Raw genomic sequence first — 19,797 nt, forward strand, 5'->3', positions numbered from 1 at the left:
CCCCACATCCCGGCATTATAGTGACAGTGCATTTAATTGATATAATCGTCACGATCACGCGCAGACAGAGGAGTCATTTGCACTGGACTGCACCCCTTGATTGAGACAACGGAATGCGGTGACGATTGATTGCCTTGTTAGGCGTTGCGGCGATGCTTGGGAAGATGCATCGCCTCGAACTCAACCGGGGGGCGATAGCCGAGGGCAGAGTGGAGGCGGTGCTGGTTGTAAGTGACGTCGATGAAGTGTCCGATGTCGCGTCTGGCCTCGTGAAGATTGCGATAGGCTTGGGCGTTCACCTGTTCGACCTTGAGCGTCTTCATGAAGCTCTCGGCCTTGGCATTGTGGTAGGGGTTGCCTCGAGCGCTCATGCTGGGCGCGATGTCGGCCTTCTCCAATCTTTCGACATAGGTGAGGCTGGCATATTGCACCCCCTGGTCGGAATGGTGGATGAGCTGGCCGGGTGGTGGCTTTCGCGCGACGATGGCCATGTCGAGTGCTTCGATCGCCAGGCTGGCCATCAAGTGGCCGTCAAGCGCCCAGCCGACGGCCTTGCGCGAGAAAGCGTCGAGGATGACGGCCAGATAAGCGAAGTCTTCCAGCAGGCGAATATAGGTGATGTCCGCAACCCAGATCTGGTCGAGCGTGGTCGGGATGCAATGGTGCACCAGATTGGGCCAGACCCGCTTGTCATGCCGACTGTCGGTCGTGCGGGGCACGAAGGGGGCCTGCCTTTGGCACAGCAGGTTGTCTTCGCGCATCAGTCGCAGAATCCGCTTGTTGTTGACGGGTGTGCCTTCCCGCCGCAACAGCGTGCCGATACGCCGGTAGCCATAGCTTCGGTTGCGCAGGGCCGCCGTCTGGATCGTCTCGCGCAGGTCGGCGTCGGCGCGCGCCGGCGCGCACTCCGCCAGATGGCGGTAGTAACCGGCCCGCGAGACCTCGCCCAAGCGGCATAGCCGTTCGATCCGAACGGGGGATCGCCGGGATAAGGCGCTGCTGGCCTGGCCCTGCTCGGCCCGAGCCTGTGCTGCCTCTCGGGTCATTTGCGCGATGACCGTGTAGATGTGGGCGCGGACGGTGCCGGCCTTGCTGTCGTGTCCGCCACGAAGGGACGCAAGGCTCGCCGAAAAAAATCAAGGTCGACCTGTTGCTGGCCGATGATCCGTTCCAACTCGGCAATCCGCGCCGCCGCTTGCGCGAGCGCGTCATCCGGCGGCAAAGCTGCCTTGTCCGGCGGGCCGTCTCCAACCGTTTCCTCGACAGCTTCTGTCGTCAGCGCCTGGGGCGCCCCGCCCGTTTGCCCCGGCTTGCGCCCGGGCCGCTTGCCAAATCCGGCAGGACCCTCGGCACGCCACGCCGCATGCCAGCGATAGAGCAGTTGCCGCGCGACGCCCAACTCCCTCGCCAACGGCGCCACCTTGCGCCCGGCCTCCATCTGCGCCACCGCCGCCTCCTTGAAGGCCGCTGAGAACACACGCTCTGATTGCTTCGACATGACCCGGTCCTTGGAGCCTTGTCACCGCATTCCGTTGTCTCAATCAAGGGGGGCAGTCCAGCACTGTCACCGTAATGCCCTGTCACCGTAATGCCCGAGCATGGGACTGCACGTCTTCGGACTCAACCCGTGGGTGAACCTGGTCCGTTGACCCAGGAGCTCCGGCTGCGCTATCTCGATCTTTCATCACAGCCGGGGGGCATCGTGAAGCGCAGTTGGGTTCTTTTGGTTGGAACGTTGACGGCCGGGTGTGCAAACACTCCGGTCGTCAGTCCAAAATTGTAGGCGGGAACTATTACATGACCGGCGGGGAAAGCTGTCCACGCCGCCGATTGGTAGCGCCAACCCAGATACAATGCGCGAATGCGCAAGACCAAGCAACTAGTGTTCGGAATGCCATGACGGACCAGGAATTGTTCGTCTACCAGTCGAACCAGGCCATCCTGGCACAGCGGCGAGCACAAGAAAGTGCGCAGTTTGACGCACAACTCGCTGCGGGGAACCAGGCGCTAGCAGCGGCTCGCTATCCGCAGATGGCGATGCCGATCACGCCGCCGGGCGGGAACCAGGTGAGGTGCCTCTCGACTGGGTTCTACACGAACTGCCGGTACTGATTTTGCGCGAGAGGCGATATGATAATAATCAAAAGCCTGAAGATAATCAAATGGATGATAGTAGGTTGTCTCGCAATTACTATTCTAACAGCAATTGAAGCCCTTACTTCGCACGGGAGGCACTCTTTTGCCGTATTATCGGCAGTAATATACCTTGTGGGGATACTCTTAGTTCTTTGTGCTTTGTATGCGGTGGCTTTTGTCATCCATGCTCTCGTTAATCCCTGAGAGGCAGTTCATACTAAAGTTGAAAATGCTCGTGGTACCTTGCCGCGAACACGGATCTGATAGGCGGGCTTCGCTGGCCATAGACGACCCTCACGAGCAGCTTCACTACGGTGACAGCTTCACTCCGGTGCAGTGCAGTTATCTCACCGCATTGCTTCCAGCCAGAAATCGCAATCGGTCTGCTGCATGGCCCTGCGGCGACGACGGCACCAAGTGCGAGGTCCAGGCGACCGCGCTACGAGGTGGAAGCCACCTGAAGCGCGATCGCCGTTGCCCTGGAGCGCTGCGACTCCGGTATCACCGCACCAGGTATCTCTCGATGATGTCGGCGCGGGGCTCGACGCCGAGGCCCGGGCCGGGCGGGAGGTGGGCATGGCCGTCGACGATGCGGACCGGCTCGACCGCGAGCGAACGGCTGATCTCGCCCGGCTCGACGCAATATTCCATGACCAGGGCGTTTTCGATGGCGCAGAGGAAGTGCAGCGAGGCGGCGGTGTTGATGTCGGTCGTGAAGTTGTGGTTGCACACCTTGCGGCCGCGGCGCCTGGCAAGGTCGGCGATCTGGATCGCCTGGGTGAAGCCGGTCCGCGTGACGTCGATCTGGACCACGTCGATGCCGCCTTCGTCGATCAGGCGCTCGAAGCCGACCATTGTGCACTCCTCCTCGCCCGCGGCGATGTGCTGGGTGCAGGCCCGCGAGACCTTGCCGTAGCCGGCATAGTCGTCGGGATGCAGCGGCTCCTCGATCCAGAACAGGCGGTAGGGCTCGAACAATTGGGCGCGGCGGATGGTGGTCTTGGCGTCCCAGACCAGGCCCACGTCCAGCATGAAGTCGACATCGTCGCCGACGGCCCTGCGGATCGCCTCGACATAGCGCAGGTCCTGCGCCTCGCTCTGCCCGAAGGGCTCCCAGCCGAATTTCACGCCGGTATGGCCGGTGTCGACCGCATGCCGGGCGCGCGCCACGGTCGCCTCGATGCTGAACTGGAACATGTTGGAGGAATAGACCCGCATCCGGTCGCGCAGCGCCCCGCCGAGCAGGTCGACGATCGGGCGGCCGAGGGCCTTGCCCTTGAGGTCCCAGAGCGCGATGTCGATGCCGGCCATGGCCTGGATCACGGCACCGTTGCGGCCGTAGTAGATCGTGGCGCGATGCATCTTGGACCAGAGCCGGCCGGTCTCCAGCGGGTTCTCGCCGATCAGCAGCGACTTCAGGCCCGTGACCATGGTGTGGGAATAGGGGGCGTCAATGATCGCCTTGGTGACGTAGGGGCTGCCGTCGACCTCCCCCCAGCCGACGAGGCCGGAATCGGTGGTGATCTTGATCAGGAGGGCGTCCTGCGAGCTGTCAGTCCGCGCCTGGATTTCGGGAAGCCTGAGGTAGAAGGCTTCGACATCGGTGATTTTCATGAGATCAAGTCCTGCGATGGGAAGGTGATGACGACAGGTGGCGGGCGTTCGGGCGCACCGCCGTGGTCGCAGACGAGGGTCCTGGGTTGCGGGATGCCGGCGATCAGGCCTGCCTGGCGAAGAGAGCCGCGCGGCGATCGGCGATGACCTGGTCGTAGTTGACGTCGAGCCATTGGACGCGGACGTGCTCCTCGATCTCGCGGACCATGGCGTCGATGTCGCCGGAGGCGAACACGGCGAGCAGCGCGCGATGCTCCTCGACGATCGCGTCCATCGGCTTGCCCATGGTCGACAGGCCGAAGATGACGGTGAGCTGCCGCGCGATCGATTCCCACAGGTTGCTCAGCACGGGATTGCCGCCGAAGCTGCAGAGCAGGCGGTGGAAGGCGGTGTCGGCGCTGGCGAAGCCGTAGACGTCGTTGCGCTGGCGCATCAGGTCCAGCTCGGCGATCGCCTTCTCCAGCTTGGCGATCTCATGCGGCCCATTGCGTCCGGCCTCGATGGCACGGCGGCAGGCGAGCAGCTCGAGCGGAACGCGGACGTCGATGATCTGCTCGAGGCGTGCGGCGGAAACCTCCATCAACCGGATGCCCTTGTAGGGCTGGCTCGTCACCACGCCCTGGCTCTCCAGGATCCGCAGGGCCTCCCGGATCGGCACCCGGCTCATGCCGAGATGCGCGGCGAGCTCCGGCTCGGAGACGCGGTCGCCCGGCAGGATCAGGCCGCGCGCGGCAGCCGAGAGGATGACGTCCACCGCATGATCGACCAGGGTGCGCGGCCGCGCCGCCTCCCATCCGATCCCCGGGTCCGCGGCAGCCATCACGGCGCCGCCGATGCCCTCGACCATGGTCTCGGCCTGTGGCGCCCTTGCCGAGCTGGCGACCCGGGTCCGTGTCTTCGCCATGATCGTCCTACCTCCCGCTCGTGCTGCGCTGCCGTTCGACGAAAGCGCCGAAGCCGGGTGCCGCCACGCTCGCCCCATCGCGGAACACGGTCGTCCCGCGCACCAGCGTCCGCACCACCCGGCCGTTGCAGGTGAGCCCCTCCAGGGCGCTCCAGGTGCCGAGGCCGCGGAAATCGGCGCCGCGCACGGTCCAGCTCTCCGCGGGATCGTAGAGGGCGAGATCGGCATCGAACCCGACCGCGATCGCGCCCTTCCGGGGATAGAGCCCGAAGATCCGGGCCGGGCCGGTCGCGGTCATGCGGGCGAAGTCGACGAGCGGCAGGCCGCGTTTGTGCACGGCCTCGCTGAAGAACACCGGCGCGGTGGTCTCGATCCCGGTCAGCCCCATGCCGGCGTTCCAGATCGAGGCCTGCCCGGCGGCCTTCTGCTCCGGGAGATAGGGGCAATGGTCGGAGGCGAGCGCGTCCGCCTCGCCGGCGAGCACGGCCGACCACAGAGCGTCCACGGTGGCGCGCGGCCGCAGCGGCGGGCCGCAGCGCGCGTTGGGGCCGATGCGGGCGAGGTCGTCCTCGTCCAGGACGAGGTAATGGGTGCAGGTCTCGAACGAGACCCTGGCCCGCGGCCTGGCCGCACGGATATGCTCCACCGCCCGTGCCGAGCTGACATGCACGATGTGGCAGCGCACCCCCGTCTCCTCCGCCAGCAGCATCGCGCGGGCGACGGCCTCGACCTCGGCGATCTCCGGTCCGGCCAGGGCGTGGGCGCGGGCGTCGTTGCGGCCGGCGGCCCGCTGCTCGGCGCCGGCGCCGATCAGGATGGCATGGTTCTCGGCGTGCAGCCCGATCAGGCCGTCGAAGGCCCGGACCCCGCGCATGGCGCGGATGAGGTCGTCGTCATCGAGCGCCGGCAGGCCCTTGGCATCGGTCGCGCGCCCATCGGGATCGCCGCTGCACAGGAAGCCCTTGAAGGCGATCGCGCCGGCGGCGTCGAGCTCGGCGAGGGCCGACAGGTTGTGCCCGTCGAGGCCGGCCCAGAGCCCGAAATCGATCGAGGCATGGGCGGCGGCCAGATCGCGCTTCCGGAGGAAGCCCGCGAGCGTGGTCGCCGGCGGGCCGGAATGCGGCATTTCCAGCACCGTGGTGATGCCGCCGGCGGCGGCGCCGCGCGTGCCCTCGCGCAGTTCCTCGGCCGGATGGTCGTGCGACCCGGTGAAATGGGTGTGGGCGTCGATCCCGCCGGGCATGACGATGAGGCCGCCGGCGTCGATCGTCTCCCGGGCCGGCGGGGCGCGGCCGGCCGCGAAGATGCCGGCGATGCGGCCCGCCGCGATCGCGAGGTCGGCGTCGAGCACCCCGGTTTCCGTGACGATCCGTCCGCCTGTGATCAGCGTGTCCATGATGGTGTCCTCTCGGGATCGGCGTCGGAGACGGCATCCGGCCGGGATCGCACCGCCTCGCGGGCGAGGCCGGCCTCGACCAGCTCGGCATAGGGCGGGGGTGCCCCGATCCAGCCGATGGCGGCCAGGATGGCCGCGAAATGGTCGAAATCCGCCCGCGGGATCAGCGGACCGGCGGCGAAGGCGCCAGCCTTCCTATAGCCGGCGATGATTGTCTCCAGGGCCGCGCGGGACTGGAACGGATAGCGCGGCGCGATGATGGCGGCGATCTCGGCGCCCTCGTGGCTGCCGATCCAGGCGAGGGCGCGGGCGATCGCCCGGGTGAAGGCGAGGAAGGCCGGCCGCCTGGCGGCGATCGCTTCGGGGCGGGCGATATAGGCGCTCCAGGGGACCGCCCCGGTCGGGCCGGCGAGATCCTGCACCAGGGCGAGCCGGCCCTCGGCGATGGCGGGGCCGAGGGCGTGCAGGGAATGGAGGGCATAGTCGACGGCGCCGGAGGCGACCGCGTCGAGATCGGCCTCGTGCGATCCGCTGCCCGGGATCAGCGCCATGTCGGCCTCGGCGAGGCCGGCGCGGGCGGCGAGCCAGCGAAAGCACAGCGTTGCCGTGCCGATATTGGCGATGTCGAGAACCCTGCGGCCCCTCAGGTCCGAAAGCCGGAAGCCGGGCTCCGGCGCCCGCGCCGCGAGGACCCAGGGATTGGCCGCCACGGCGGCGCAGAACGAGACGAGACGCGGCCCGCGCTCCTCGTGGATCTTCATCGTCACCATCGGGCCGCCGATCGTCAGGTCGGCGCTGCCGTCGATCACCGCCGGCACCTGGCCGCCTCGGACCGTGGCTCCGCCGGACTCGGTCGTGGTGAACGACACCGCGACCCCTTCATCGGCGAACAGGCCGAGCGCGTCGGCGACGAAATGCGCGCAATAATAGACACGGGCTTCGCTGGGATCGCCCTGGTTCAGCCGGAGCACCGGCAGGGGCTGCGGGACAAGGTCCGGCGTCGTCATGGCTGGACGCCCCCATGCAGGACGAAGCCGCCGTCGAGGTCGGTCACCGACGACACGCCGCACCAGCTCGATATCGCGGCGATCTCGTCGAGCCAGCGCGCGAGCAGGTCGTGCACGGCGGCCTCGCCGCCCGCGACGAGAGCGGTGACGACCGGGCGGACCGCCAGGGACAGGTCGGCGCCGAGGCAGCGCGCGACGACGGCGTCGACGCCATGGCGGACCCCGCCGTCGAGGAGCACGGCGCCGGCGCTCGCCGCGCGCACGGACGGCAGCTGCGAGGCCGGCGTCGCCCAGCGCCCGCTCTGGCGCAGGCCGATATTGGAGACCACCACGCCGGCGCAGCCGGCCCGTTCGGCCGCGGCCGCATCGGCCGGGTGGAGCACGCCCTTGGCCAGCAGGGGCAAGCCGGCCTCGCCGGCGTGAGCGGCGATGGCGGCAAGATCGGACCAGCTCCACGCGGGGAAGGGCGGCAGGGCCTCGACGCCCGGATCGGTCGACCCGATCGTCGTCGATCCCCGCCGGGCGATGTCCGCGCCGATCGAATAGCCGCCCGGCTGCAGCCCGGGCGCCGGATGCACCGGCGCCAGCACCGTCAGCACCAGCCCCGCCGCGCCGGCGGCGGCGGCCTCGTCGACCAGGCGGCGGATGCGGTTCGGCGGCCCGGCGGCACGCAGCTGCAGCCAGCAATCCCGATGCTCGGCGGTGATCGCGGCGAGCGGCGTCATCGTCTCTTCCGAGACGACCAGGGGCAGGCCGGCGCGCCGGCAGGCGCGGGCGATCGGCAGCAGCCCGTCGGCATGGAACACGCGGTCCCCGGCAAAGGCACCGACGCCGAGCGGCGCCGCGAGCGTCCGCCCGCAGAGGGCGGTCGCGAGGCTGATGCCGGCGGCCCCGGTCATCACCCGCGGCAGGAGGCGATAGCTCCGCAGGTCCTGTTCGTTGGCATCGGCGGCGTCCGGCGGCAGGTCGCGGGCCCGCCCGACGAGATAGGCGAACAGGGCCTCGCCGAGGATCTCGCGCGCCTCCTCGCCATGAGGCAGGGTGCTAGTTGCGATCGAAGGCATGGGCGTCTGCCGCGGTTTCGGTGGAAGCGGGCGCGCTCGGCTCCGGCCGGCCGAGCTCATGGCGCAGGAAGGCGGAGAATGGCTCGGTCCGGGGGTGTTCGAGAATGGCGGGCGGCCCTTCTTCCACAAGCAGGCCGTCCTGCAGGAAGACGATGCGGTCGGCGACCGTCGCGGCGAAGGCGATGTCGTGCGTGCTGATCAGCATGGTGATGCCGGTATGGGCGAGGTCGCGGATGGTCTGGTTGACCTCGCGCACCAGCTCCGGGTCGAGCGCCGAGGTCGGCTCGTCGAACAGCAGCACCTGCGGCTCGCCGGCGAGCGCCCGGGCGATGCCGACGCGCTGCTGCTGGCCGCCGGAGAGCTCGTGCGGCAGGCTGGCCTCGAAGGCGGAGAGGCCGACGGTGGCGAGCGCCCGCCGCGCCTTGCCGCGCGCCACCGCCGCCGATGCGCGCTGGACGATGCGCGGGATGGTCATGCAGTTCTGCAGCGCGGTCATGTGGTCGAACAGCGCGAAATGCTGGAACACGATGCCGACGCCGGACCGCGCTCGGTTGGCGGGCAGGCGGCGCTCGGGCAGCGGCCGGCCTGCCGCGGTTTGCCCCATCGGGTGGCCCTCGACCAGGATCGTGCCGCGGGTCACCGGCGTCAGCGCCAGGATCGACTTCAGGAGGGTGCTCTTGCCCGAGCCGGAGCGGCCGAGCAGCGCCACCACCTCGCCGCGACGGACCTTCAGCGACAGGCCTTTCAGCACCGGCTTCCTGCCGTAATCGACATGGAGCCCGTCGATGTCGAGGACCACGGCGGCGGTGCTGGAGAAGGCACGGGCCGGCGGGAGCAAGTCGGGGCTCGCGGCCTCGGCCCGGGCGCTGCGGTCGCGGCGGCGCTGGGCCCGGCGGGCGCGGTGATCGAGGCCGAACCGGCTCTCCAGCCACCATTGCCCGCCGGCGAGCGCCGAGGACATGATCATGTAGATTCCGCCCGAGGCGACCAGCACCGGGATGAACAGGAAGTTCTGCGAGACGATGATCTGGCCCCGCATCGTCAGCTCGTTGACGCCGACGACGGAGGCGAGCGAGGTCGACTTGAGCAGGCCGACCGCCTCGTTGCCGAGGGTCGGCAGGATCGCCCGCAGCGCCTGGGGAATGACGACATGGACCATCTCGCTGAGGCGCGAGAAGCCGAAGGCCTGGGCGGCCATGCGCTGGTTGCGATCGGTGGCGACGATGCCGCCGCGGATGATCTCGGCGCAGAAGGCGGTCTCGTTGATCATCAGCGCCAGCATGGCGCTGGCGAAGGGCGAGAAGCGCAGGCCGAATTGCGGCAGCACGTTGTAGAGCAGGATCAGCTGCAGCAGCACCGGCGTGCCGCGCAGGGCATAGATATAGGCCTGGACCGGCAGGCGCAGCCACAGATGCCGCGAGGTGCTGGCCAGGGCGAGGAAGAAGCCGATCAGGATGCCGCCGGCGAGCGCCCCGACCAGAAGCTCGACGGCGATGACCGCGCCCTGCCAGAGATAGGGCAGCGTCAGGTAATGAAGGAAATCCTGCATCTCATCGCCTCTGTTCGAGCCCTCCGGGGCCGCGACGATGCCGGTCCCGGGGGCGGCATCATCGCATGTCCCGGGCTTCGAGGCCCGAAGCCGGTTCCCGTGGTCCGGACTGGTTCGCCGCCGGTGCGGATCAGCCCACCGCTACGGCCTAGCCCTTGTCGACGGCCGGGCGCTCGGCGTCGCCGCCCTGGCCCCAGAAATCGAGCAGCTTCTTCTGCGCGCCGCTCGCCTGGATCACTTTCATCGCGTCGAGCACGGCGCCGCGCATCACCGTGTTGTCCTTGGCGATGGGAAAGCCGACCATGATCGGCAGGTCGACGGTGAAGGCGCTCTCCAGGCTCGGGTCGGCCTTGGCGATCTCGCGCGCCGAGCCGGCCTCGGTGAGGTAGATGTCGGCCCGGCCGCTCTGCAGGGCCTGGATGCTGTTGTCGGTGTTCTGGACCGTCAGCATCTCGACGGCGGGCTTGCCGGCCTTGGTGCAGGCTTCGGTCTGCTCGGGAACGAGCTTGGTCGCTTCATAGGTGCCGGCGGCGGCGGCCACCGTCGCGCCGCACAGGCTGTCGAGCGAGGTCAGGGCCTTGGGATTGCCCTTCTTGACCACCGAGCCGTCCTGCACCTGGACCGAGGCGACGAACGCGATCTGCTTGAGGCGCGCCTCGGTGACGTAGAGCATCGGGCCGATATCGGCGCGCCCGCTCGAGATCGAGGTGAGCAGCACGTTGAAGGAGCCGCTCTGATACTCGTGCGTGAAGCCGAGGCAGGCGCCGATGCGGTCGAACAGGGAGGGGTCGAGCCCTTCGATGACCGAGGGGTCGTCGGCACTCGGGGCTTCGAAGCCCTTGGTGTAGCCGCCGAGGCCGACCACGACCTTCTTGCCGACGAGCGAGGGGTACTTGGCCTGCAGGGCCTTGCAGGCGGGCATGGCCGCGAAGGCCGCGGCATCGGGCTGGACGGAATCGGCCGCGCGCGCGGCGTATCCGCCCATCATCGTCGCATTGGCAAGGCCGGCGAGCAGCGCGGCAGTCGTCCTGATGGCTTTTCTCACGATCCGTTCCCCTTTTGGCGCATGGTCGGACGGCGGGCTGGCCGATCGTCCTGAAGACAGCGGGCCCGTGCGCATTGCAGGCCTGCTGGAAGCTCCGCGGCATCCCGGCCGGGCGGGTCGCGGCTCAATAGCCGCGCGCGGCCTCGACGACGTTGACGAGCGGCTCGCCCGCGCAGAAGCGCCGGAGATTGTCCACGAAGATGTCGAGGCAGCCATCGAGGTAGACCGCGTGGTCGTCGAGGCTGCAATGCGGGGTCATGATCAGGCGCGGGCAGGACCAGAGGCGGCTCTCGGCCGGCAAGGGCTCCTGCGGAAAGACGTCGAGCACGGCGCCGCCGAGGCGCCCGTCGGCCAGGCCGTCGGCCAGGGCGTCGTAGTCGAAGACGGCGGCGCGGCCGACCACGACCACCCCGGCGCCCTCGGGCAGCAGGCCGAGGCGACGGCGGTCGATCAGGCCGCGCGTCTCCGGCGTCAGCGGCAGGCTCGAAACCAGGATGTCGGTCTGCGGCAGCACCGTGTCGAGCGCGGAGACGGCGATGCAGCGGTCGAGGTCCGCATCCGATGTGCCGCTGCGCGTCACGCCGATCACCGCGACGCCGCGCGACTGCAGGGCGGCGGCCGCCGCCGTGCCGATCGCGCCGACGCCCAGGAGCGTTGCCGTCTTGCCGGCGACCGTTCCGCCGTAGCGCGGGCGCCAGGCCCGCTGCTCCTTGTCGGTGACGAAGCCGGGAATGCCGAAATTGAGCATCAGGGCGGCGGCGAGGATGAACTCGGCGCCCTTGTCGCCGTGCACGCCGGAGGCGTTGGTGAGGATGAGATCGGGCGGCAGGTCAGCCACCAGGCCTTCGACGCCGGCCGTGGTCACCTGCACCCAGCGCAGATCGGGCGCCGCGCTCCTGGCGCGGCGAAGGTTCGGCTTGCCGCAGGCAAACAGCACGTCCGCGCCTGCGATCGCGGCCGGCATCCGCGCGGGGTCGCCGTTCTCGCTGATGGTGATGCCCGCGGGCAGCCCCGCTTCCCGATCGAGCCGGGCTCGCAGGCGCTCGGCCGACAGTTGCAGCGGGGCCGGCCAGGACAGGTCGTTCTCGATATGGATGTGCATTTGCGGCCTGTCTTGCGGTCGTGGGGACGGTTCGGCGTATCGGGAGGGAGAAGTCAGCGCATGGCGATGGCGTCGATCTCGATGAGCAGATCGGGATTGTTGAGGGTGACGCCGACTGTCGCCCGGGCCGGGAAAGGGGCGGCGAAGAACGCGGCATAGATCTCGTTCATCGCGCCGAACTGGCTGAGGTCGGTGAGGAAGATCCCGACCTTGACCACATCGGCCATCGTCATCTCCGCCGCGGCCAGGAGGCTCTGGATGTTGAGCAGGGCCTGACGGGTCTGGCTGCGGATATCCGGGCCGGCGATCGCGCCGGTCAGCGGGTCGATCCCGACCTGGCCGGAGACGAACAGCATCGGGCCGGACAGGATCGCCGCCGAGATCGGCGCCGGACCCATGGGCCGGTCGATGGCGCTCAGGCCGGGATAGGCGATGGCTGTCTTCATGGGACTATCTGCTCGCGCCCGGAGCGCGGCTCCGGTCTGAAATGTAGGATCGTATACGAATAGACACTTGTCAATCGGAGTTTGACGCGAGTTTCAGCGCGCACAAAGGATAGGCAATCGCAAAGGCGACGCCGTGGAATGGCGCCCGCGGTCGACCGTCAGGGCGTTCGGGCCATCGACCGCGAGGGAGGCGTCTCTCCGTATGGCGTCTTGAGATTGTCCGGCATCAGGCTGGAAAGCACCGCGATGTCCGGCTCGCATTGCCTGAGACCGTCATCCGCCTTGGGCTCGGATTCTGCGAGACCGGGCGCAAATTGCTCGAGGCGGGCTCACGGTGTTGAGACTGGGAGAGCTCGACGTGAGCCACTCCGCTCACATCCCGAACGGCCTCACCCTCGGGGGCAGATCATTTACCCGCACTTTGCGCCGCGAACGGAACATGGCCCGGGGTCACGATCGCCGCGATGTCGCGCAGAATGGAGTCGGCCATGGTCGGATCCTCGTTGCGTTCGAAGTTGAGCGCGAAAACCACCACGGTCATATTGCCCCCGGGATATCGGTATGCGGCGGTGCTGTAGCCGGGTAGGCCGCCTGTATAGCCAAGCCAATCGCCGCTGCACTGAACGCCGAGGCCGAAGGACATGTTGTCTTGTCCTGACGGGATGCAATCCAGGCGGCTCTTCTGCGTGGCCGGACCGTTGGTTTTTCCTCCGACGTAGAATTCAAGCCAACGACGCATGTCCCAGAGATTGGAGATCATGTTTCCGGCCGCCCCGACCACGGAAACGGGCACGATGTTGCTTATGTCCGTCCAGCCGCCGCCCGGCTTCACCGCATAGCCATGCGCCCATGGGGATGGCATTTCCATGGTGGCCGGATAGCTGGTCTGGTCAAGCTTAAAGGGGCGCAGCAGGCGCGTCACTATTGCCTGCTGGACACTCTGTCCGGTGACGACCTCGATCACCAGGCCGAGTAGGAAGTAATTCGTGTTGCTGTAGTGGTATCCTCGGCCTGGCGCGAAGTAGGGCTTCCGTTCTACGGCCCATCGAATGAGTTGCCGTGGCTCCCATACGGAATTCGGGGGTACGTAGTTCCTGAATTGAGGCAGCTCAAAGACGTTAAAGAGACCGCTGCGCATTTGGCAGAGTTCCCGAAGCGTGATGTGATCGGCATTCGGGACCGCTACGCCAAGATCGAATTTGCTCAGTGGGTCATCAAGGGACAATTTCCCCTCGTCCACAAGCTGCAAGAGAACGCTGACGACAAAGGTCTTCGTGATGCTTCCGATACGGACATGATCGTCCGGGCTGAACGGGCGGCCCGTCTGCAGATCGCTCGTGCCAAATCCTCGAATGAAGCTGTGGTTCTCTCCGTCCCATACGCCGACGAGAACACCGGGAACGATGCCGCCCGCGCCATAGGCTTTTCGCTCATGGTCGACAGCGTCGACAATCCTGGCCTGAATGGCTGGCGCGGAGACCGATATGTCAGTTGCGGCCCCAGCGTTCGCAACAAGGAAGGACAGCATCGCGGAGGCAACCGCTCGCCGCATGATCTTCCGGCAGGTCCGCCTCCTGACGGTGACGAGCCCATCGCCTGATTCAAGTTCGGCATGAGTCACGTTCGAGAGCCCCTCGAGCGATCGGCCCCAAGGGGGCAGCAGGCAGAGCACGAGCAGCTTGCACTTCGCACGACGCCCTCGACTTCATCTTCGCCAGCGCCGTTGCCCGCCAAGCACACGCAGGTCCACACTGCGCGCGGCGACGATCGACCCGATCACCACGGGCGACAAGGCCATTACCACCAAAAGAAGCATTTTTCTGGTGACCCGGCATTACGGTGCCAGTGCACTCAACCGCGATCACCACGAGCGCCAACCGCGGCGGACCAACGCCCACCCCAAAACGAAAAGGCCCGACGCGCATCAATCGCATCGGGCCTTTTGGAAACTGGTGCCCAGAAGAGGACTCGAACCTCCACTCCTTGCGGAACACGGACCTGAACCGTGCGCGTCTACCAATTCCGCCATCTGGGCAGCGGCGATGCTTCTAGGGGGGCCCGGCGGGATTGTCAACGCACTCCGATGCATTCCCTGCGCTTGATTTCGCCGGCCTCATCCTGTCTCGTGCACCGCAGCAAAGGAGCGAGCCTTGACAGCAGCCATCCTCGAAGAACGCATCGTCCATTCCGGCTGGAACCGGCTCTCCATGGTCAAGACGCGGACGGCGCGCGGCTCGGTGATCGAGCGCAGCGTCGAGGACCATGGCGATGCCGTGGCCGTGCTGCCGGTCGATTCGGTCCGGCGCACGGCGATCCTGGTGCGGCAGATGCGCGTGCCGCTCCTGAAGGCGCATGGCGAGCAGGCCTCGCTCGAGGCGCCGGCCGGCATCCTCGACGAGAAGGACCCGGCCGCGTGCGCCCGCCGCGAGGCGATGGAGGAGGCCGGCCTGCTCCTGCGCACGCTGGTGCCGCTCGGCGCCGCCTATCCCATGCCCGGCGTCTCCACCGAGAAGATGCATCTCTTCCTCGCCGAATATGCCGCGGCCGACCGGGTGGCCGAAGGCGGGGGCCTGGCCGAGGAGACGGAGGAGATCGAGGTGGTGGAGATGCCGCTCGCCGCGCTCGCCGCGCTGGCGGACGGCGGCGAGCTGCGCGATCTCAAGACGCTCCTGCTGGTGCAGACCCTGCGCCTGCGCCGTCCCGAGCTGTTCGCCTGAGGCGAGGCGTTCAGGCGCGCGCCGTGCGGGCGCCCTCGGCGATGGCGGCGACGAGCGCGTGCACGGCCGGCGCGGTGCGCTCCGTGGCGCGGCCTTCGGCGTCGAGCGAGCCGCGCACCGCCTCGACCAGGGCCGTGCCGACCACCACGCCGTCCGCGCCGCGGCCGACCGCCCGGGCATGCTCGGCGGTCCTGACGCCGAAGCCGACGCAGACCGGCAGGTCGGTGTGGCGCTTGATCCGGCCGACGGCGGCGGCGACCTCCGAAAAGTCCGGCGTGCGCGAGCCGGTGATGCCGGTGATCGAGACGTAGTAGACGAAGCCCGACGTGTTCTCGAGCACCTTGGGCAAGCGCTTGTCGTCGGTGGTCGGCGTCGCCAGGCGGATGAAGTTGAGGCCGGCCTTCAGCGCCGGCAGGCAGAGCTCGTCGTCCTCCTCCGGCGGCAGGTCGACGACGATCAGGCCGTCGACGCCCGCCGTCCTGGCGTCGGCGAGGAAGCGCTCGACGCCGTAGATGTAGATCGGGTTGAAATAGCCCATCAGCACGATCGGCGTCGCATCGTCGCCCCGGCGGAAGCCGCGCACCAGGTCGAGCGTGCGGTGAAGCGTCATGCCGGCCTTGAGGGCGCGCAGGCCCGCGGCCTGGATCGCCGGGCCGTCGGCCATCGGATCGGTGAAGGGCATGCCGATCTCGATGACGTCGGCCCCGGCGGCCGGCAGGCCGGCGATGATGGCGAGCGAGGTTTCGGGGTCGGGATCGCCCGCCGTGACGAAGGTCACGAGCGCGGCGCGATTGTCCTGGGCGAGGGCGGCGAAGCGGGCGGCGAGGCGGGTGGTCATATGATGCTGCTAGCACGGCGAAATCCGTGGCGGAAGAGCATCATCGCGCCATCGGGCGATCCGGCGAGCCCGCGCCCTGCACACCCTTGCCCTGCGAAGGGCGTCGTGGTGTGGTGTGATCGGGAAAGGTCCGGTGATCCAGATGGGCAGCGTCCTGCGTGCGTTCTCGGCGGCCATGGCGACAGGCCTCGCTCTCGCGGCGAGCCTCGGAGACGCCTCCGCCGCGAGCGACGACCCGGGCTCGGTCCTCACCCATGTCTGCCAGGTCGACATCACCTACAAGAGCAAGTCCGGCGACCTCGTCACGGCGACGAGCTGCATCGATGCCCGGTACAGCTGCAACGACACGCCCGGCGTCGGCGTCTGCGCGCCGGGAAAATCCAAGAGCATCGTCAGCAAGACCTGCAACTGGGTGGCGCTGAGCATGTGCCAGTCGCAATAGCGGCCGCGCCCGCCCGGAGATGGGCTACGCCCTGCCGGGGTCGGCGGGTCAGCAGAAATCCTGCCGGTAGATGTCGGCGAGGTAGGCCTGCGGCCCGCGCCCGGCCATCACGGTGCGGACATAGGCGCGGCGCTCGTAGTCGATCAGGGCGAGCTCCCAGACGCAGGCCATCAGCGGCCGGCCGAGCGGCGCGAAGCTGACCGGGCCGGCGATCTCGCTGCGCCACAGCACCTGGGCGCAGATGCCCCCGTGAACCCACCAGTGCAGCAGCAGCCAGATGCCCTGCGTGCCCCGGTGCAGGATGACGAAGCCGAGCCCCTCATGCGCGGTCGCGGCCAGCTGCGCCGAAGCGCCGTCCACGGCCTGCTGCGCCGCCGCCACGAGCGGCTCGCCGAGGGGAGCGGCGGCATCGGCCAGGATGCCGTAGGTCTTCAACGGCACGCCGCCGCAGGACCACGGCCCCAGCCTGACGACGGTGCGCGGCGCCCAGCGCCCGGCCTCCGCCGCCGGTGCCATCACAGCCGCCCGGCGAGCATGTCGGAGACCTGCGCCACGTCCTTGTCGCCGCGGCCGGAGAGGCTGACCACCATCAGATGGTCCTTCGGCCGCTGCGGCGCGAGCTCGGCCACCCGCGCCAGCGCATGGGACGGCTCCAGCGCCGGGATGATGCCCTCGAGCCGCGACAGGAGCTGGAACGCCTCCAGCGCCTCCTCGTCTGTGGCCGAGAGATAGCGGACCCGGCCGACATCGTTGAGCCAGGCATGCTCCGGCCCGATGCCGGGATAGTCGAGGCCGGCCGAGATCGAATGCGCCTCCTGGATCTGGCCGTCGTCGTCCATCAGGAGATAGGTGCGGTTGCCGTGCAGCACGCCCGGCCGGCCGCCGGCGATCGAGGCGGCGTGCAGCTTGTCGAGGCCGTGGCCGGCCGCCTCCACCCCGAAGATCTCGACCGAGGGATCGTCGAGGAAGGGATGGAACAGGCCCATGGCGTTGGAGCCGCCGCCGATACAGGCGACGAGGCTGTCGGGCAGGCGGCCCTCGGCCTCCTGGATCTGCGCCCGCGTCTCGCGGCCGATGATCGACTGGAAGTCGCGCACCATGCCGGGATAGGGATGCGGCCCCGCCACCGTGCCGATGCAGTAGAACGTGTCGTGCACGTTGGTGACCCAGTCGCGCAGCGCCTCGTTCATGGCGTCCTTCAGCGTCCTGGAGCCCGATTGCACCGGCACCACCTCGGCCCCGAGCAGCTTCATGCGCGTGACGTTCGGCGCCTGGCGCGCCACGTCGACCGCGCCCATGTAGACCACGCATTTCAGGCCGAAGCGGGCGCACAGCGTCGCCGTCGCCACGCCGTGCTGGCCGGCGCCGGTCTCGGCGATGACGCGCGGCTTGCCCATGCGCAGCGCCAGCAGGATCTGGCCGAGCACGTTGTTGACCTTGTGCGAGCCGGTGTGGTTCAGCTCCTCGCGCTTGAGGTAGATCTTGGCGCCGCCGAAATGCTGCGTCAGCCGCTCCGCGAAGTAGAGCGGGCTCGGCCGGCCGACATAGTGCTTGAGGTGCCCGTCCATCGCGGCATGGAAGGCCGGGTCGGCCTTGGCCTGCTCGTAGGCCTCCTGCAGCGACAGGATCAGCGGCATCAGCGTCTCGGCGACGAAGCGGCCGCCGAACTGGCCGAAATGCCCGCGCTCGTCCGGCCCGTTGCGGAAGGAGTTCGGCTGGGGAACGGCGGTCATCGGCTCAGGGTCCTGTGGCGGGCACGGCCGGGCGCGGCGCCCGCCGCTCGCCCGACCATGCCTCGAGTGGCAAGGCTTCGTGGATCTGCGCAAAGGCCGCGCGGGCGGCGGCGACGAAGGCGAAGATCCGGTCGGGGTTCTTTACGCCGGGCTGGTCCTCGACGCCAGACGAGACGTCGACCCCGTCGGGCCGGACGATGCGGATGGCCTCGCCGACATTGTCGGGATCGAGCCCGCCGGAGAGCACCAGCGGCCGCGGCCGCTCGCGCCCGGCGAGCAGCGTCCAGTCGAAGGCGCGGCCGTTGCCGCCCGGCCGCACCGCGTCCTTCGGCGGCTTGGCGTCGGCGAGGATCGCGTCGGCGACGCCGCGATAGGCCTCCATCGCGGCGAGATCCGCCGCCGCGGCCACGCCCAGCGCCTTCATGACCGGCAGGCCGTGGCGGGCGCGGATCGCGGCGACGCGCTCCGGGCTCTCGCGTCCGTGCAGCTGCAGCACGTCGGGCCGGAGCGCCGCCACGATGGCCTCGAGCTCGGTGTCGCCGGCGTCGACCGTCAGCACCGCCTGGCGCGCGCGCCCGCCGACCCGCCGGCCGAGCGCGGCGGCGCGCTCGAGCGTCACGTAGCGCGGCGACTTCGCAAAGAACACGAAGCCGATCATCTCGGCGCCGGCATCGAGCGCGGCGTCGAGGGTGTCGGGCGTGGAGAGGCCGCAGATCTTGACGAAGGGCATGGGCTCGGACCGGTTCGCCCCTGCTTAGCGCAAGGCCGGCCCGCACGCCAATCCCATGTCCTCGTCCCCGCGGATCGCCTCAGGTGCTCTTCGGCCTGAGCGCCCCCTGGGTGTTGAGGTAGACGGCATAGAGCGAGGTGGTGCCGCAGATGTAGAGGCGGTTGCGCTTGGGCCCGCCGAAGGCGACGTTGGCCACCACCTCCGGCACGTTGATCTTGCCGAGCAGCGTGCCGTCCGGCGCGTAGCAATAGACGCCGTCGCCGGCCGAGGTCCAGATATTGCCGTGGATGTCGACGCGCAGGCCGTCATAGAGGCCGACCGGGCAGGTGGCGAACACCTTGCCGCCGGTCAGGGTGACGCCGTCGGCGCCGACGTCGAACACGCGGATGTGGCGCGGCCCGTTCTCCACATGGGTGGCGCCGGTGTCGACGATGTAGAGCTTCTTCTCGTCAGGCGAGAAGGCGAGGCCGTTCGGCTTGACGAAGTCGTCGGCCACCACGGTCAGCTTCTTGCCGCGCGGATCGAAGCGGTAGACGTAGGAGGCGCCGATCTCCGATTCCGCCGCGTCGCCCTCATATTCGGAATCGATGCCGTAGGTCGGATCGGTGAACCAGAGCGAGCCGTCGGATTTCACCACCACGTCGTTGGGCGAGTTGAGGCGCTTGGCGCCGAACTTCGAGACGAGCACGGTGCGCGAGCCGTCGGGCTCGATGCGCGAGACGCAGCGCCCGCGATGCTCGCAGGCCACCAGCCGGCCTTCGCGGTCGACGGTGTGGCCGTTCTGGTTGTTGCTGCCCTCCAGGAACACCGAGACGCTGCCATCGGTCTCGTCGTAGCGCATCAGGCGATTGTTGGGGATGTCGGACCAGATCAGGTATTTGCCGGCCGGGAAATAGGCCGGGCCCTCCGCCCAGCGGGTGCCGGTATGGAGGCGTTCGAGATGGACATTGCCGAAGACGAGTTTTTCGAAGCGCTTGTCGATGACTTCGAAATCTTTGGTGAGCATGGGCCGCATCCCCTGTGAAATGCTAGTTGGCGGCGCCATCAAGCATGGAAGAGGCGGTTCCGTCGAGA

19 protein-coding genes and 1 tRNA gene are annotated in these 19,797 nt (G+C 68.5%); 2 read left to right on the plus strand and 18 right to left on the minus strand.

Going from position 1 to position 19,797, the window contains the following annotated elements:
• Positions 1 to 137: 137 nt before the first annotated feature.
• From QO011_RS01040 to QO011_RS01100, 13 genes are all read right to left on the minus strand, one after another.
• Positions 138 to 1,046, minus strand: coding sequence for an IS3 family transposase (locus QO011_RS01040; protein WP_307266576.1), 909 nt, complete (start codon positions 1,044 to 1,046; stop codon positions 138 to 140).
• Positions 1,043 to 1,498: a transposase gene (locus tag QO011_RS01045; protein WP_307266577.1), complete on the minus strand. Its 456-nt coding sequence runs from the start codon at positions 1,496 to 1,498 to the stop codon at positions 1,043 to 1,045. Before QO011_RS01045 ends, QO011_RS01040 begins: the two co-directional genes overlap by 4 nt.
• A gap of 1,139 nt (positions 1,499 to 2,637) precedes the next feature.
• Entirely contained in the window at positions 2,638 to 3,750 is a 1,113-nt protein-coding gene (locus QO011_RS01050; protein WP_307266578.1) for a mandelate racemase/muconate lactonizing enzyme family protein, read from the minus strand.
• Positions 3,751 to 3,853: 103 nt separating this feature from the next.
• Positions 3,854 to 4,654, minus strand: coding sequence for a GntR family transcriptional regulator (locus QO011_RS01055; protein ID WP_307266580.1), 801 nt, complete (start codon positions 4,652 to 4,654; stop codon positions 3,854 to 3,856).
• Between the two features lie 7 nt (positions 4,655 to 4,661).
• Positions 4,662 to 6,050: a dihydroorotase gene (locus QO011_RS01060; protein ID WP_307266581.1), complete on the minus strand. Its 1,389-nt coding sequence runs from the start codon at positions 6,048 to 6,050 to the stop codon at positions 4,662 to 4,664.
• Positions 6,038 to 7,057: an ABC transporter substrate-binding protein gene (locus QO011_RS01065; RefSeq protein ID WP_307266583.1), complete on the minus strand. Its 1,020-nt coding sequence runs from the start codon at positions 7,055 to 7,057 to the stop codon at positions 6,038 to 6,040. Before QO011_RS01065 ends, QO011_RS01060 begins: the two co-directional genes overlap by 13 nt.
• Entirely contained in the window at positions 7,054 to 8,121 is a 1,068-nt protein-coding gene (locus QO011_RS01070; RefSeq protein ID WP_307266584.1) for an alpha-hydroxy acid oxidase, read from the minus strand. Before QO011_RS01070 ends, QO011_RS01065 begins: the two co-directional genes overlap by 4 nt.
• Entirely contained in the window at positions 8,102 to 9,670 is a 1,569-nt protein-coding gene (locus QO011_RS01075; RefSeq protein ID WP_307266586.1) for an amino acid ABC transporter permease/ATP-binding protein, read from the minus strand. Before QO011_RS01075 ends, QO011_RS01070 begins: the two co-directional genes overlap by 20 nt.
• Before the next feature lie 148 nt (positions 9,671 to 9,818).
• A complete protein-coding gene (locus QO011_RS01080) occupies positions 9,819 to 10,715 on the minus strand; it encodes a transporter substrate-binding domain-containing protein (RefSeq protein ID WP_307266587.1) in 897 nt (298 codons plus the stop codon).
• Positions 10,716 to 10,839: 124 nt separating this feature from the next.
• Positions 10,840 to 11,817: a D-2-hydroxyacid dehydrogenase gene (locus QO011_RS01085; RefSeq protein WP_307266588.1), complete on the minus strand. Its 978-nt coding sequence runs from the start codon at positions 11,815 to 11,817 to the stop codon at positions 10,840 to 10,842.
• Positions 11,818 to 11,870: 53 nt separating this feature from the next.
• Entirely contained in the window at positions 11,871 to 12,263 is a 393-nt protein-coding gene (locus QO011_RS01090; protein WP_307266589.1) for a RidA family protein, read from the minus strand.
• A gap of 406 nt (positions 12,264 to 12,669) precedes the next feature.
• Positions 12,670 to 13,884, minus strand: coding sequence for a serine hydrolase domain-containing protein (locus QO011_RS01095; RefSeq protein ID WP_307266591.1), 1,215 nt, complete (start codon positions 13,882 to 13,884; stop codon positions 12,670 to 12,672).
• Between the two features lie 329 nt (positions 13,885 to 14,213).
• Positions 14,214 to 14,298: transfer RNA gene (locus QO011_RS01100), tRNA-Leu, on the minus strand.
• A 115-nt stretch (positions 14,299 to 14,413) separates the two neighbouring features.
• On the opposite strand from QO011_RS01100, the gene QO011_RS01105 reads away from it, so the two are divergent.
• Positions 14,414 to 14,980 carry an NUDIX domain-containing protein gene (locus QO011_RS01105; RefSeq protein ID WP_307266592.1) on the plus strand — a complete coding sequence of 189 codons (567 nt, stop codon included), beginning with the start codon at positions 14,414 to 14,416 and terminating at the stop codon, positions 14,978 to 14,980.
• A 10-nt stretch (positions 14,981 to 14,990) separates the two neighbouring features.
• Here the strand turns inward: QO011_RS01105 and trpA are convergent, their stop codons facing one another.
• The gene (trpA, locus tag QO011_RS01110; protein ID WP_307266593.1) at positions 14,991 to 15,818 is read right to left on the minus strand and encodes a tryptophan synthase subunit alpha; all 828 of its coding nucleotides are present in this window, start codon (positions 15,816 to 15,818) and stop codon (positions 14,991 to 14,993) included.
• 133 nt (positions 15,819 to 15,951) lie between these two features.
• Between trpA and QO011_RS01115 the strand changes: the two genes are divergently transcribed.
• Positions 15,952 to 16,260, plus strand: a complete 309-nt coding sequence (locus tag QO011_RS01115) for a hypothetical protein (RefSeq protein WP_307266595.1) — start codon at positions 15,952 to 15,954, stop codon at positions 16,258 to 16,260.
• Between the two features lie 48 nt (positions 16,261 to 16,308).
• Here the strand turns inward: QO011_RS01115 and QO011_RS01120 are convergent, their stop codons facing one another.
• The 4 genes from QO011_RS01120 to QO011_RS01135 form a co-directional block, all read right to left on the minus strand.
• A complete protein-coding gene (locus QO011_RS01120) occupies positions 16,309 to 16,776 on the minus strand; it encodes a hypothetical protein (protein WP_307266597.1) in 468 nt (155 codons plus the stop codon).
• The gene (trpB, locus tag QO011_RS01125) at positions 16,776 to 17,993 is read right to left on the minus strand and encodes a tryptophan synthase subunit beta (RefSeq protein WP_307266598.1); all 1,218 of its coding nucleotides are present in this window, start codon (positions 17,991 to 17,993) and stop codon (positions 16,776 to 16,778) included. The genes QO011_RS01120 and trpB overlap by 1 nt, the downstream gene beginning before the upstream one ends.
• A gap of 4 nt (positions 17,994 to 17,997) precedes the next feature.
• Positions 17,998 to 18,723, minus strand: a complete 726-nt coding sequence (locus tag QO011_RS01130) for a phosphoribosylanthranilate isomerase (RefSeq protein ID WP_307266599.1) — start codon at positions 18,721 to 18,723, stop codon at positions 17,998 to 18,000.
• A 79-nt stretch (positions 18,724 to 18,802) separates the two neighbouring features.
• Complete coding sequence (locus QO011_RS01135) at positions 18,803 to 19,729, minus strand: SMP-30/gluconolactonase/LRE family protein (RefSeq protein ID WP_307266601.1); 927 nt, start codon at positions 19,727 to 19,729, stop codon at positions 18,803 to 18,805.
• Between the last annotated feature and the right edge of the window lie 68 nt (positions 19,730 to 19,797).

This window comes from Labrys wisconsinensis, assembly GCF_030814995.1.
Lineage (GTDB): Bacteria > Pseudomonadota > Alphaproteobacteria > Rhizobiales > Labraceae > Labrys > Labrys wisconsinensis.